A 14,334-nucleotide genomic window follows, 5' to 3' on the forward strand; every position below is an offset into this window, starting at 1 on the left:
CGCGACCTGATGATCGCCATGATATGATTCGCGCTCAGTTCTGGCGATTCGAGGTCCGCGGAGGTCCAATTCGATGATGACAACAGTTAGATCAATTCTCGGCAAGAGCGCACGTTTGCTAGCGTACATTGCAGTCATATCTGCCCTGTCGGGGCTCTATGTTTCGTCTGCTGGAGCTGCCGAATTGGCTAAGAACCTTTTCGGTGGCGAGAAATTACCGGCAGCAACTCCCCCTCAATCTATCGGGTTTTATTCCAAGGGTTGCTTGGCGGGCGGTGTGGCGATTGCCACCGATGGTCCCACCTGGCAGGCAATGCGGCTGTCGCGCAATCGTCGCTGGGGTCATCCAAAATTGATTGCCTTGATAGAGAAGCTTTCGCGGGATGCGGTCGCCGACGGTTGGCCCGGACTTCTTCTTGGCGATTTTTCGCAGCCGCGTGGTGGACCGATGCTAACCGGACATGCGTCCCATCAAATCGGGCTTGACGCCGATATCTGGTTCACACCGATGCCGGCGCGCCGACTATCAGCAAATGAGCGCGAGACGATGAGTGCGACCATAATGGTCGATCCGAAAACCCATCTTGTGAAGGACAGGCTCTGGACACCAGCCCATACCCGCTTGCTGAAGCGCGCGGCGAGTTATTCCGAGGTCGAACGTATCCTGGTCAATCCGGGAATAAAAAAGAAACTGTGCGATACCGTCACGGGCGACCGCACATGGTTGCGCAAGATCAGGCCGTTCTGGGGTCACGATGCCCATTTTCATCTTCGCATCGGATGTCAGAAAGGATCGCCGGGATGCAAGCGGCAGGCGGCAACGGCAAAGGGAGACGGCTGTGACAAATCCCTTGCCTGGTGGTTCACTGAGGAGCCTTGGCGGCCCAGCAAAAATCCAGGTGCACCCAAGGCGCGCGATATCATGACAATGGCGAACCTTCCCAAGGCCTGCCGCGCTGTACTTGGGGCACCAGACCCTGTTTCCATCGCTGCTGTGACCTATCCGGTTGATGATGGCGCGCCTGCTCTCGCGGCGGCAACGGATGGTCTTCCGTCAGGTCTCAACGCGTTTGCACCCACACCCACAACCGGAGCACCGCTACCGGGCGCACGGCCAGGTGGCTGATGGCATGCTGAATTCCGGTGCGCACCGGCAAATATGTTTGAGAAGCAATTTCCCTTTCGTGGATACTGGTTTAGGACCAATCGGCCAGATGACGGTCGAGGCGAACGGTAGCGGGACGAGGGACATCAATGGCGCATGCAGGCGTTGACAAGGTCACACTCAGGTTTCCAATTCTGATTGGCGACATTGGCGGCACCAATGCCCGGTTTTCTGTTATTCTGGACGCCGAGGCAGAGGCTTCTGAACCGCAAATCGTCAAGACGGCTGACTTCGTCACGATCGACGATGCCATCAAGGCTGCTGTCCTGGATCGTTTTCCTGAGCGACCAAATTCAGCCGTCCTGGCAGTTGCAGGGCCTGTTGACAGCGATGAAATTCCACTCACGAACTGCCCCTGGATTGTCAAACCAAGACAGATGTTCACCTCGCTGGGCCTCAGTGACATTGTGGTGCTCAATGATTTCGAGGCGCAGGCGCTCGCGGTGGTCGCTCTCGGTGACGAGCATATGGAAAAAATTGGTGGTGGCGAGCCGGAACGTCAGGCCGGACGTGTCGTTCTGGGGCCGGGCACCGGGCTTGGTGTTGCCGGGTTGATCCATGCGTTCGGTGGATGGATACCGGTTCCGGGTGAAGGTGGTCATATGGACATCGGCCCTCGCACGCCGCGCGACTATAACATTTTTCCGAATATCGAGACGATTGAAGGGCGGGTATCGGGGAGCAGATTTTGTGCGGACGCGGGCTTGTCAATGTTTACAGGGCTATTGCCAGGACTGACAATAAGCCATCGCCATTGAACGCGCCTGAAGATGTGTCGGCGGCGGCGCTGGGAGGTAACGACGAAATCGCGCAAGAAGCGCTGTCGCTATTCGCCACATGTCTTGGTCGGACGGCTGGAGATCTTGCATTGGTATTCATGAGCCGTGGCGGCGTTTATCTGACCGGAGGAATAGCGCAGAAGATCATCCCGGCGCTCAATGCTACCAATTTTCGCCAGGCGTTTGAAGACAAAGCGCCGCACAGCGAATTGCTTTCAACCATTCCCATTTACGTCGTTACACATCCGTTGGCGGCTCTGGCCGGACTTGGCGCTTACGCCCGCGCCCCGTCGAAATTCGGTGTCGAAGTGTCGGATCGTCGCTGGCAGGCCGTCTGACCTCCTGGCTCAGGTGGAAAAGTTTCGCTGTTCAGACCATAGGCAAGCAGCCGCCATGACGTTAATAGACCGAGTGGAACCCTCACCGGCGGGTCACCGAATTCGCGACAGACCCTTACTCGCTATCGCTTATTCACTATATTGGAAGGCTGGCAACAAAGCGCGTGAGAACGAGACATTGCCTTGAATGACGGAATGGCAGACTTGAACCAAACACCTGGAGACAATACCGGCGCGGCTTCGTCCGAGATCGTTGCAGTTATTCGGCGCATCATCGCCGAGAACGGCCGTGATTATCTCTGGTCTTACGCATTCGCCATCTTCTGCCTCGTATTGGTGGCGGCAACGACGGCATTTACCGCATGGATCATGCGCGATGTCATTGATCAGATTTTCTATCGTCAACGCGGTGATCTGATCACATTGATCTGCGTGTCTATTCTGGCGGCCTTCGTGATACGTGGCCTTGCCAGCTATGGTCAGGCCGTAACATTGGCCAGGATCGGTAACAATCTGGTGGCGCGCTACCAGCGCCGCATCTTCGATCACCTGATGAAACTGGGTGTCGGGTTTTTCAATGAAACACGCTCCGGCAGGCTCGCCGCCCAGATCAACGAAAACGTCAACGGTATTCGTGATCTGCTGAGCATGACTTTGACCTCCATCGCCCGTGATGCGGTCTCGCTTGTCGGCCTGGTCGCTGTCATGATCATGCAAGATCCCGTGCTTTCGGCGCTCTCATTATTGATCGGGCCACCCTTGATCTATGCGGTGGCCTATCTGATGCGCCGCTTGAGGCGGGCGACGCGTGATGCAGTGCAGATCAATTCCCGATTGATCGGTGCCATGCAGGAGGCAACACAGGGCATAGCCATCGTCAAGGCGTTCACCATGGAGCAGGAACTCGCGCAACGTATCAGCGGACTTGTCACCTCAGCCGAGGAGAGAGCCAATCGCATTGCCCGCGTGTCGGAACGGCTGACCCCAATTTCGGAAATGCTTGCTGGCGTTGCGGTTGCCGGCGTGATCGCCTATGCAGGCTACCGTGCCACCGTAAGCGGCCAGCCGCCCGGATCGGTGTTCTCGTTCATCGCCGCCCTGTTGCTTGCCTATGATCCCGCGCGCCGTCTGGCGCGGGTGCAGGTGGGCATGGAGCGCTCGTTGGTCAACGCACGCATGATCTACGAGTTGCTCGATCTCGAGCCGCAGCAAAGCGATGCGCCCAGTGCTGCGCGAGCACTGGTGAAGGACGGTGAAGTTCACTTCAAGAATGTCACCTTCGGTTACGGGGCAGGTGTTCCTGTTCTCAACGGTGTGAGTTTTACAGCCGCTGCCGGTAAGACGACCGCCATCATTGGCGCGTCTGGTGCTGGTAAAACCACGCTGGTTGCTTTGCTGCAACGCTTCTACGATCTTGATGGTGGCGCCATCGAAATAGACGGGCAGGATATTTCCAAGCTTACCAAAAAATCCCTGCGCCAATCCATCGCCTATGTATCGCAGCAACCCTATCTGTTTGAGGGTACTATTCGCGACAATATCCGCTATGGCCGGATGGAGGCGTCCGATAATGAAATCGAGCTTGCCGCCAGCCAGGCGGAAGCAGACGGATTTATCCGCCAGCAGCCGCAAGGCTACGACACACCGGTTGGTGAAAATGGTGCGACACTATCGGGCGGTCAGCGCCAGCGCGTGTCTATTGCCCGCGCCATAGTAAGAAATGCGCCAATCCTGCTTTTGGACGAAGCGACATCAGCGCTCGACAATGAATCGGAAGCACGGGTCCAGCAGGCTCTGACGGAAATCATGCATGGGCGAACCACGATCGTCATCGCCCACCGCCTGTCCACGGTCGTCAACGCCGACCACATCATCGTTCTCGAAGAGGGTCAGTTGGTCGAGGAGGGAAATCATGCCTCGCTCATGGCCAATCCACACAGCGTCTACGCCCGGTTCCACCGGTTGCAGGGCAATAAGGGGTTGGGTCTGGTGGATGACAGCAAGGGCAAAGGCGCGCCTGCAAAGCGCAGCCGAGCGAAGAAAACGGCCGGGGGAAGTGCATGAGTGATATGGGGCTTGTCGTGGTGGGTGCCGCTGGCCGAATGGGTCGGGAATTGATCCGCGCCATCAACGCGATCTCTGGCGCGCGCGTTTCAGGTGCCATCGAACAGGCCCATTCGATAAATCTGGGCAAGGATGCCGGCGAGTTGGCCGGGATAGGATCTATCGGAGTGACAATCGGCAGCGATCCACTCTCGGCTTTTGCCAAGGCGGATGGCATCCTCGATTTCAGCACGCCAGCGGCAAGTGTCGAATTCGCGGGCTATGCCGCCCAGGCGCGTATTGTTCATGTCATCGGCACCACGGGCTGTTCTCCTGAAGACGAAGAAAAGATTGCGGCCGCTGCGCGCCACGCCACCATTGTGAAGTCCGGCAATATGAGCCTCGGCGTCAATCTTCTGGCCATATTGGTCGAGCAGGCGGCGCGCGCGCTTGAGGGCGACGACTTTGATGTAGAGGTCCTCGAAATGCATCACCGTCACAAAGTCGATGCACCATCAGGAACGGCATTGCTGCTTGGTGAGGCGGCAGCGGCAGGACGTGGCATTCCCCTTGCCGGTAACGATGTGCGCGTGCGCGATGGGCACACGGGAGCCCGCAAATCAGGATCCATCGGCTTTGCCACATTGCGAGGCGGCTCGGTAGTTGGCGACCACTCCGTTGTGCTCGCCGGAACGGGAGAAACTATTACACTTGCACACCATGCGCAGGATCGTGCCATCTTTGCTCGTGGAGCAGTCAAGGCGGCCTTGTGGGCCCACAGCCGGAAGCCTGGCCTCTATTCGATGCGCGATGTGCTGGGCCTGAATTGACGAAGATTGGCCCAAACACTTGAAGGAGCAAATATGTCGAGAACTCTCGTACTCGTTCGCCACGGCCAGAGCGAATGGAATCTGAAGAACCTGTTCACCGGATGGCGCGACGTTGACCTGACCGAGCAAGGGCACACGGAAGCCAGAGCTGCGGGCCAAAAGCTGAAGGCACGCGGCATGAAATTCGACATCGCTTTCACGTCGGTGCTGAAGCGTGCTGAAATAACCTGCCAGCATATTCTTGAAGCGGTTGGACAAAGCGACCTAGAGACGATTCGTGATCAGGCATTGAACGAGCGTGACTATGGCGATCTCTCTGGTTTGAACAAGGATGACGCGCGCAAGAAATGGGGTGAGGAGCAGGTGCACATCTGGCGCCGCTCCTACGATGTTCCACCGCCCGGTGGCGAAAGCCTGAAAGATACAGGTGCGCGTGTATGGCCTTACTATTTGCATGACCTTCAACCCCACGTGTTGCGTGGTGGCACGGTTCTGGTTGCCGCTCACGGGAATTCGCTGCGCGCACTAATCATGGCGCTGGATGGTATTTCAGGCGAAGAGATCGTCAATCTGGAACTCGGCACCGGTGTTCCGATTATCTATAAATTGAACGCAGATTCGACAGCCGCCTCCAAGGAAATACTCAAGAGCTGAGCGCACGACGCAAGGTTTTATCTTGGCAAAAGTGGCCGCGCGGTTTTGTCTGACTGGAATCGTGAGATGCCGTTGTGCTGCGTCCACTTCTGGCCATGCCAATTTCTGTTCGCAAATTCAGCTACATGCCGGTTCTGATTGGGTGGCAATTGGAAAAAGCGCGTTGACACCGCCAACTGGCCCGCTTACATGAGCGCGCACCAGCCCAGATGGCGGAATTGGTAGACGCGCACGGTTCAGGTCCGTGTGCCGCAAGGCGTGGAGGTTCGAGTCCTCTTCTGGGCACCAAATCCCGACTGCCAACGGGATCAATAAGTTAATCCTTTTCAGACGGTTGCACTCACCCAACTGTGTTACGATCATGCTTTTCAGTCCGGTGAAACGCAAAGGCACAATCAATCATCAATTTGCACAGCGCATTCCCGCTGACCTGAAATCCCATGCGTTAGCATGAGGCTGCATATCCCAGTGAGCAATGACATTTTGCCAATCACCGTATCCCCAAAGGCAAAAGCCATACGGTTTTCGTTGAGGGCCTCAGAGTCGACAGAGGTGAAGGCAGGACAGGCGCAAGCTATCGCCTATCTGGAGACAGTATGGCAGGCTCTTCGTGCTGATAAAGCCCTGCCAGTTAGTCTCAGGCAATCGGTTACTTTAGCGGGAGTGGCGTTTCGTTTATGTCAGCCCCAGCGCGCGGGCGCGCATCGCCCCTTAATTTCACTCGTCTTCTAACTTTCTCATAGATGAAGTATGCGAAAGTTAGAAAATCTTGACAAATGACACTCCATATCTAACTTTCTCGTAGGCTATATACGTGAAAGTTAGAATTATGATTTATCTCGTTGGCGAAAATCTCGATAAAACCCGCGCTCACTATCAGGCCGAAACCGGCAAGATCGTGCAGCTCATGCGCGGGATCTACGCCGATATCGGCGACGATATCGACGAAACCGTCCTGCGTCATGCTGTCCGCATTGCCCATTATCTTTATCCAAAGGCCTATCTGTCTGCTGCCAGCGCCGTTTTGCTCGCGCCAACGCGCGATGGTCGTCTGTATATCAGCGGACCGCGCTCGCAGCGCACCCGCATCAGGACTCTCGAAATTGTCCAGAATGCCGCTCCCTATCATCCTTCGACAGCTTCAGCTCTCATTGAAGACGGACTCGGAGAGTTCAGAATCGATGTTTCTTCGATGCGCCAGCGCTTTCTTGAAGCCTTTCGTATCCGCAGCGAACATGCCGCTTCACTGTATGAAACCAGCCGTGCTGAAATCGCACAGCGCCTGATCGAAGAATATGGCGATCCGAAAGGCGCTGCCGATGCCCTCTGGACGCTGGCCCGTGAAAATGAATGGTATCGCGAGGGCGAACAAGCTGAGCGCTATCTCCTGAAATCACCGGTAACATTCGAAGTGCGCAATGAAGCCGCGCTGGATTTTGTCGTCGCCTGGCACGGCCAGCCGATCAGTCAGTTGCGCCATGATGGGTTTGAATGGCGCTGGAAGGCTGAAAAGGGATTCGACTTGCCGCTGGTACAACAACGGATTCCCGGTAAGCTGCCGCCTTTTATCCTCTCGCTCTTGCCCGAAGGTTGGCTAGAGCGTGTCCTGAAGCAAAGCGACGAACGAGCGCTCCTGCGCTCGGGCAAACGCTACATCTCCAATATTACAATCAGCGCGCAGGCTGCAGACCTAAGCGCATTGCCTGCCGATATTCTTGCCAGCCGACTAAGCGACTTTAGCCAAGGCGGCATTTTTACCGGGACTTATGCAGGACCGGAACGCAGCACAATTGAGCAAAGTTTTGCAGAGAATCTGGCGCGGGTGTATGCCAATCCGGATACGCCCCGTCTGTCCGGTGTCCAGATCAAAGCGCCGATGTTTTTAGGTGAGGACGGCAAGCTTGTTGCCAGCACCGGACTGCCATTCACGCATATTCTCAAACCAGCAGGGACGAGCGGCTTTCAGGCATTGCCGATTATTGAATATCTCGCCATGACGCTTGGCCGCGCTGTCGGGTTTGAAGCGCCGTCGATAGCCTTGAGCGCGATGCCGGACGGCATGCCGCCCGCATTGATCGTTGAACGATTTGATATTCGCATTGCAAAGGATGATCAGCGGCGTCTTGCGCTCGAAGATTTATGTTCTGTTCTCGGCCTTCCCCCGGCGGCAAAATATGACGGCACGATAGAGCGCATTGCGCGGGGGGTGCGTCCCCTCTCCACATCACCGGAAGATGATCTTCTGCTTATCTTGAAGCGGGCGCTGTTTGCGTGGCTGATTGCCGATGGCGATATGCATCTCAAGAACCTCGCATTGCTCAAGATTGCTGCGCCGGATGCGCACAGCTTTGAAACCGTAAGGCTTGCACCGCTCTATGATGCCGTAACCACGCAAGTCTTCCCCGGTCTCGAACATGACCGGATGGCGCTCAAGCTTAATGGTAAGGACAACCGGCTTCGCCGTGCTGACTTCGTTAAAACGGCTGTCACAGCGGGATTATCCGCGACCGCCGGCAATGCAGCGATTGACGATATGCTGGCCCGCTTTGCGGAGGCTCTGGACAAGACGATCTTGCCGGACATTTTCGGGCTTGATGAACCATTGATAGCCAGTGCGAACAAGATGCGCGCTATCTGCATAGAACGGCTTTCGGGTTTTTCCTGAGTTTTTGGAACCAGTGATTAGCGTTCGTCGCGAACCCGGCCGTTAAAGCTCTCCACGAATCCGTTTTGCATCGGCTCGACCGGCCAAAACCAACCGTTCTGCCGCTTACACAATAGGGCGATTCCGGCAATTTCCTATGGTGCTGAAATTCGGCAGGGACTTCATAGAACAGGTCAAGACTACTTTGCACAGTATCATGAAGTGGGAGATGCGTCTTTTCTCTGCTGATACGATTGTGAAATTGCGCCGAACCGTGACCCTTGGCTGTGGAACATCATCCAACCGTTTTCGCTAAGTTTTCGGTCGCTGGCAGAGGGTGCGGCCAATGCAGTTTTCGTTCTTACGAAAATGTCAATTTATGGTGCTAAATCAGCACGATAAACTCAATTTAATGCCAGATTCCCGGTTGAATGAAAATTCACAGCCTACAGCAGTGTTCGTCTAAAAATCTGGATTTCTCAGTGCACTGATGATCAGCTCTCAGCTAGCACGAAACGCGCGGGCGTGTTCGGGCGCAAAGTTCAGCCCGAAAACGTCGTCTGTCGCAGTTTCAATCTGTCCTGCGGGATGACGAGCGGTGATCGTCTCTCCAGCTTCTGTTCTAAACAATAGCGATGCGTGCGCGCCGTGGTAAATTGCATCCTGCCTACGCACGGTGATGTCGCCATCCTCTATACGGGGATTTACTCGCATACGCTCCGGTCGCACCGACACCAGCGTCCTGTCCCCGACGGACAAATTATTCGTATTGGCAGCCAGCACCTGAACACCGCTTTCGAGTGTCACCAGAGCTTGCTCATTCTCGGTTCGAATGACCCGCCCTTTCATCATATTGGTATCGCCGAGAAACGACGCGACAAAAGCGTTTGCAGGCTCCTCATAGAGTACCAGCGGGTCCGCAATCTGTTCGATACGACCCTCATTGTAGACAGCGATCCGATCTGACATTGTCAACGCTTCGTCTTGGTCATGGGTAACGAAGACGAACGTCACGCCCAGATTTTGATGTAAATGCTTCAATTCAATCTGCATCTCCTCTCGCAGCTTCTTGTCGAGCGCACCGAGTGGTTCATCCATCAGAACGATGGACGGTTCGAATACCAGAGCGCGCGCCAAGGCGACCCGCTGCTGCTGGCCGCCTGAAAGCTGCGACGGGCGTCGTTTGGCAAATCTGGCCAACTGGACCAGTTCGAGCGCGGCAAGTGTGTGCTTTGAAGCTTCTTCGTTGTGAATTTTCCGCATCTTCAGCGGAAAGGCGACGTTCTCAAGGACACTCATATGCGGAAACAGCGCATCGTTCTGGAAGACCATCCCGAAATTACGCTTATGTGCCGGGATGGACGTAAGTTCGCGGCCGTCATGCAGGATCTGCCCGGCTGTAAGTTGCTCAAACCCGGCAAGCATCATCAGTGTCGTGCTTTTTCCAGAACCCGATGGGCCAAGCAGTGTGATGAACTCCCCTCGGCGAATGGTGAGATTCATGCCGCTGACCGCCAGAACCTTGCCATCATAAGTCTTATCGATGTTGCGGAATTCAACGAACGCGTCGGTATCGGCGCTCATATGCTGCTCCTCTTGTTGATGATCTGCCCGAGCCGTTTAGTCAATGACTTCTCGCGTCGCTCCTAAAGCCCGTCCAAATCGTACAATCATGAGATCGAACTCCTCGTCGGTCATAATGTAGGGTGGACATAAGGCGATCGTGTCCCCCATGTTGCGAACGATCAGCCCTTCCAACAGTGCATTCTGTTCAAAGATCCGCCCGACTTGCCGATCACTCGGGAATGGTTGTCGCCGAGGCTTGTCAGCAATAAGTTCAATGCCCGCCAGGAAGCCTTTGCAGCGGATGTCGCCGATCATTGGATCGTACCGGAATCGCGCGAGTGCGTTTTCGAGCTGCTTTCCACGACGCGCCGCAACGGAGGGTGCATCCATCTCATGATAGACCTCCAGCGCCGCGAGTCCGACGGCTGCGGCGGTGGGATGGCCGGAATAAGTGTAGCCGTGGCCGAAAACGCCAAGCCGGTCGGTCTGAGTGGCAATCGCCTCGTAAACGTGGCCGGATAGGGCCACTGCCCCCATCGGGATGTAACCGGCTGTCAAACCTTTCGCCATCGATATCAGATCAGGAGTAGCGCCGTAACTCTGCGCCCCAAACCAGTGGCCGGTTCGTCCGAACCCGCAGATCACCTCATCCATCAGAAGCAGAATGCCATGGTCGCGCAGGAGTTCGGCGAGACGCGGGAAATATCCAGCCGGAGGTGTCAGAACACCACCCGCGCCAACAACCGGCTCGGCGATCATCGCTGCGATACTCCCCGGTCTTTCGCGCTCGATGATGTCTGCGACCTCCGCGATGAGGCGATCACAATATTCCATTTCGTTCTCACCATCTTCTGCATGCCTGTAAAAACTTGGACAGGACACATGCAAAACATGGTCAGTGAATGGAAGACCGAAGCCCTCCTTCATGTGCTGCAGTCCTCCGACCGCCGCTCCGAAAATGGATGACCCATGAAAGGCACCATTTCTCGAAATGATCTTGTTGCGGGCAGTCTCGTCACGGGCCGCATGATAGTACCACGCAATCTTCACCATGGTATCGATCGCCTCGGAGCCCGAGTTGACGAAAAAGACGCGAGCATCCTCCATCGGCGCGATTGCCGAAAGCTCCTGTGCAAGGCGCGCGCAGGCGTCGTTGCTGCGGTGATTGAACGTATGGTAGACGGGCAGGCATGCGAGTTGCTCCTGCGCAGCAGCTGCCAATTTCTCGTTGGAAAAGCCCAGATTGGCGTACCAAAGACCTGACATTGCTTCCAGATAGTCGCGGCCATCCACATCCGAAACAAAAACGCCCTGCCCTTTGGTAATCATCAGGGGCGCACGTTCGAGATGAGCAACAGCATTTGTCTGCGAATGAAGGTGGTACTTCTGATCGAGTGCACCGAGGTGTGCGGCATAGTTGGTCACGACATTCGGCCTCTTGTTCCCCATCGCGTCAAATCTCGAGGTGGGTCTTCATTGATTGACAATATAATATATTATACATTATAATCGTCAACACAATTCTGGAGGCAATTTTTAATGACCGATACCGATCACGCGCACCGTCCATCAGGTACCGGTCCAATTTCCGTTGGGAAAATCAGACAACTTAAGGAGCGTGCATTATTCTGCAGGTTGGAGACGGTTCGGCTGATCTCGATTGCGAAAGTGGGCCACTACTCTTCCGTTTTTTCGTGCGCGGAAATATTTGCAGCCCTTTACTACGACACGATGCGGCTGAAGCCAGGTTCACCCGACTGACGGGGACGGGACCGCTTCACCATGGGAAAGGGCCACGCAGCAGTTGGCCTCTATCCGCTACTCGCTGATCTCGGCTTCTTCGATAAGTCGCTTCTGGACGGATACACCAAACTCGGCAATCCGCTAGGTGATCATCCCGATATGCGAAAAGTCCCAGGCGGCGATTTCAGTTCCGGCTCTATTGGCCATGCTGTCTCGGGTGCGCTCGGAATGGTTTTGGCCGGACGCGCTCTGGGAGAGGATTTTCACGCCTTCGCACTCGTTGGCGATGGTGAGATGCAGGAGGGGCAGGTCTGGGAAGCTGCATTGAGCGCCGCACACCACAAGGCATCCAATCTTACGGTGATCATCGATCGCAACGGCTATCAACTCGATGGCGACGTGGATGATGTGATGGGGATCGAGGATTTGGCCGCAAAATGGTCTGCCTTCGGATGGGAGGTTCATCGCGTCGATGGTCATGACGTTGAGGTGCTTGCAACATTGCTGCGCCAGGTTCGCAACGACAAGCAGCGCTCGCGCCCCTGCTGCATCATAGCCAAAACTGTGAAGGGCAAGGGGATCAAGTATATGGAAACCGAGCCCGGATGGCATCTGGGCTATCTGGCCCCCGAAGACGAAGCTCTCGCCACGGCGGAACTGAAAGAAGGAGCGGCCCTGTGAGCGGACCTATCAGCAAGGATAGCTGGCAGTATCGCCAGCTCAATGCATTGAACCCTGGGCTCCAAACTCTTTCGGACGGGCTGGAAGGATTGGTTAAAGCCGAACATCCGGTGATCGCCTGTACGGCAGACCTGCAATATTCGAACGGCCTTTCGAAATTCGCCAAGAGTCATCCAGAACGCTTTATCCAGTTTGGTATCTCGGAGCAGAACATGGTCTCCGCTGCTGCTGGTATGGCCGCCGCAGGAGCAATGCCGTTCGTAGCAACCTTCGCTTCATTCCTGGGGCTATTGTGCTGCGAACAGATCCGCACCGACATCGCCTATTCCGCTCTGCCTGTGAGGTTGGTCGGACACCACAGCGGTATTTCCCTCGGTTTCTACGGCACGTCCCACCACGCTACGGAAGATCTTGCAATCATGCGTACCATTGCAGATCTTACAGTGGTTGCCCCGGCCGACAACGCACAGCTGCTTGCTGCAATCGCGGCATCTGCATACTATCCGCAACCCATCTACTTTCGGATCGGGCGCGGACGCGATCCCGATGTCTATAAGACGCAAGACGCATTTTCTTTCGGCCAAGCCATCGAGCATTATGCGGGCGACGATCTGATGATCATCGCCACCGGCTCGATGGTTCACCCGTCGCTGGAGGCCGTTCGCACACTACGCACAGAGGGTCGATCGGTGGGCTTCATCGACATGCACACGATCAAACCGATTGATCGAAAGGCCATTCTTGCTGCAGCCAACGATAGCAGCCGTATCATGACGGTCGAGGAGCACAATGTTCTCGGTGGCTTGGGCGGTGCAGTGGCAGAAGTGCTTGCAGAAGAAGGAACTGGTTGTCGCTTGATACGCCACGGAATCGATGACGAATACAGCTTGATCGCTCCGCCAACACATCTTTACGCGCATTATCGCCTGGACGGAAAAGGCATCGCCGACCGCGCACGGGAAGTGCTCGTCTGAGACAATAGCAGTCCATACTTTTCACGCCCGGCTGCTTTACGCGGTTGTCAATCACGTTTAGTATATAATACTTTATGAGGCGCACCGAACGAACCGCAGAAGAATAACTTATGGCCCGACTCAGCCCTTCCAAGACCGAGAAGCTTTCCACACGGATTCATAAGGAGTTTCAGGACTTGTTGATTGCCGGTGCTTTCAAGCCGGGCGAGAAATTGCGCGTGGCGGAACTCGTCGAACAGACCGGCACGAGCGTAACCCCGGTTCGCGAAGCACTGATACGCCTGGTGAGCGAGAATGCAGTGGAAATGTATTCGCCCCGGGCATTTGCGATACCCACCCTTTCACTAGAGCGCTACAGGGATATTCGCGCCATGCGCATTGCTCTGGAAGGCACCGCCACGGAGACGGCCACTCAACACCTGACACCCCGCGAAATCGACCGCCTCGAAGAAATACACGACGCCTTTGTGCGATCGGAGCAAGCACACGACGACAGGTCTTCTCTACGCAACAACCGGGAATTCCACTTCCGAATCTACAAGGCGGCGCGGATGCCACTTCTACTCGACACGATAGAAACGCTTTGGGCGATGATGGGACCGATACTCAATGTATTCTACGAGAAGATGGATTCTGGCTATGCTGGCGCCGAAGAACATCTCAACATAATTGCAGCCCTGCGCGCTGGCGACGCGAAAGCCGCCGGCAAGGCAATGCAGGCGGATCTTAGATGTGGCGGTGCCAGCATCGAGCCATATATCGCGGAGTTCGAGGCTACGAGCATGGCTGCGACAAAATAGCGTCAAACGCTCACCAAAAGACATCAGCCTGCATACCGCACCGGAGTTGTGAATTCCGGATCATCATGAAGCGCCCAATAGGCTTCGCGCAGCCGTCGTGTAAGTTGTCCCTCTCCC

10 protein-coding genes, 1 tRNA gene and 2 pseudogenes are annotated in these 14,334 nt (G+C 55.7%); 10 read left to right on the top strand and 3 right to left on the bottom strand.

Going from position 1 to position 14,334, the window contains the following annotated elements; all coding sequences use genetic code 11:
* Positions 1-73: 73 nt before the first annotated feature.
* The 7 genes and pseudogenes from mepA to AC0L7S_RS07240 all read left to right on the top strand — a co-directional run bounded on the left by mepA (position 74) and on the right by AC0L7S_RS07240 (position 8,474).
* A complete protein-coding gene (mepA, locus tag AC0L7S_RS07210) occupies positions 74-1,126 on the top strand; it encodes a penicillin-insensitive murein endopeptidase (RefSeq protein ID WP_473473714.1) in 1,053 nt (350 codons plus the stop codon).
* A 128-nt stretch (positions 1,127-1,254) separates the two neighbouring features.
* Positions 1,255-2,282, top strand: a pseudogene (locus AC0L7S_RS07215) (glucokinase).
* A 195-nt stretch (positions 2,283-2,477) separates the two neighbouring features.
* Positions 2,478-4,346, top strand: a complete 1,869-nt coding sequence (locus tag AC0L7S_RS07220; protein ID WP_473473715.1) for an ABC transporter ATP-binding protein — start codon at positions 2,478-2,480, stop codon at positions 4,344-4,346.
* Complete coding sequence (gene dapB, locus AC0L7S_RS07225; RefSeq protein ID WP_473473716.1) at positions 4,343-5,155, top strand: 4-hydroxy-tetrahydrodipicolinate reductase; 813 nt, start codon at positions 4,343-4,345, stop codon at positions 5,153-5,155. The genes AC0L7S_RS07220 and dapB overlap by 4 nt, the downstream gene beginning before the upstream one ends.
* 33 nt (positions 5,156-5,188) lie before the next feature.
* On the top strand, positions 5,189-5,809 hold the full coding sequence (locus AC0L7S_RS07230) for a 2,3-bisphosphoglycerate-dependent phosphoglycerate mutase (RefSeq protein ID WP_473473717.1): 621 nt from the start codon (positions 5,189-5,191) through the stop codon (positions 5,807-5,809).
* A 203-nt stretch (positions 5,810-6,012) separates the two neighbouring features.
* A tRNA-Leu gene (locus tag AC0L7S_RS07235) sits at positions 6,013-6,097 on the top strand.
* 541 nt (positions 6,098-6,638) lie between these two features.
* Positions 6,639-8,474, top strand: a complete 1,836-nt coding sequence (locus tag AC0L7S_RS07240) for a type II toxin-antitoxin system HipA family toxin (protein ID WP_473474213.1) — start codon at positions 6,639-6,641, stop codon at positions 8,472-8,474.
* 17 nt (positions 8,475-8,491) lie between these two features.
* Here AC0L7S_RS07240 and AC0L7S_RS07245 read toward each other — a convergent pair whose 3' ends face one another.
* From AC0L7S_RS07245 to AC0L7S_RS07255, 3 genes are all read right to left on the bottom strand, one after another.
* Positions 8,492-8,587, bottom strand: coding sequence for an integrase core domain-containing protein (locus AC0L7S_RS07245; protein WP_473473718.1), 96 nt, complete (start codon positions 8,585-8,587; stop codon positions 8,492-8,494).
* A gap of 367 nt (positions 8,588-8,954) precedes the next feature.
* Positions 8,955-10,037: an ABC transporter ATP-binding protein gene (locus tag AC0L7S_RS07250; protein WP_473473719.1), complete on the bottom strand. Its 1,083-nt coding sequence runs from the start codon at positions 10,035-10,037 to the stop codon at positions 8,955-8,957.
* 36 nt (positions 10,038-10,073) lie between these two features.
* Positions 10,074-11,468, bottom strand: a complete 1,395-nt coding sequence (locus AC0L7S_RS07255; protein ID WP_473473720.1) for an aminotransferase — start codon at positions 11,466-11,468, stop codon at positions 10,074-10,076.
* 327 nt (positions 11,469-11,795) lie between these two features.
* On the opposite strand from AC0L7S_RS07255, the pseudogene AC0L7S_RS07260 reads away from it, so the two are divergent.
* From AC0L7S_RS07260 to AC0L7S_RS07270, 3 genes and pseudogenes are all read left to right on the top strand, one after another.
* Positions 11,796-12,443 (top strand): annotated as a pseudogene (locus AC0L7S_RS07260) (transketolase); the annotation flags it as partial.
* Positions 12,440-13,417 (top strand): transketolase family protein, encoded by a 978-nt coding sequence (locus AC0L7S_RS07265; RefSeq protein ID WP_473473721.1) that lies wholly within the window; start codon positions 12,440-12,442, stop codon positions 13,415-13,417. The pseudogene AC0L7S_RS07260 and the gene AC0L7S_RS07265, both read left to right, overlap by 4 nt.
* A gap of 110 nt (positions 13,418-13,527) precedes the next feature.
* Positions 13,528-14,217: a GntR family transcriptional regulator gene (locus AC0L7S_RS07270; protein WP_473473722.1), complete on the top strand. Its 690-nt coding sequence runs from the start codon at positions 13,528-13,530 to the stop codon at positions 14,215-14,217.
* Positions 14,218-14,334: the final 117 nt, after the last annotated feature.

Source organism: Mesorhizobium sp. G2-6-1 (genome assembly GCF_055809095.1).

Coding starts and splice junctions, on each gene's coding strand:
- mepA (WP_473473714.1), top strand. CDS start 74: ATGATGACAACAGTTAGATCAATTCTCGGCAAGAGCGCACGTTTGCTA.
- AC0L7S_RS07270 (WP_473473722.1), top strand. CDS start 13,528: ATGGCCCGACTCAGCCCTTCCAAGACCGAGAAGCTTTCCACACGGATT.
- AC0L7S_RS07240 (WP_473474213.1), top strand. CDS start 6,639: ATGATTTATCTCGTTGGCGAAAATCTCGATAAAACCCGCGCTCACTAT.
- AC0L7S_RS07220 (WP_473473715.1), top strand. CDS start 2,478: ATGGCAGACTTGAACCAAACACCTGGAGACAATACCGGCGCGGCTTCG.
- AC0L7S_RS07250 (WP_473473719.1), bottom strand. CDS start 10,037: ATGAGCGCCGATACCGACGCGTTCGTTGAATTCCGCAACATCGATAAG.
- AC0L7S_RS07255 (WP_473473720.1), bottom strand. CDS start 11,468: ATGGGGAACAAGAGGCCGAATGTCGTGACCAACTATGCCGCACACCTC.
- AC0L7S_RS07230 (WP_473473717.1), top strand. CDS start 5,189: ATGTCGAGAACTCTCGTACTCGTTCGCCACGGCCAGAGCGAATGGAAT.
- dapB (WP_473473716.1), top strand. CDS start 4,343: ATGAGTGATATGGGGCTTGTCGTGGTGGGTGCCGCTGGCCGAATGGGT.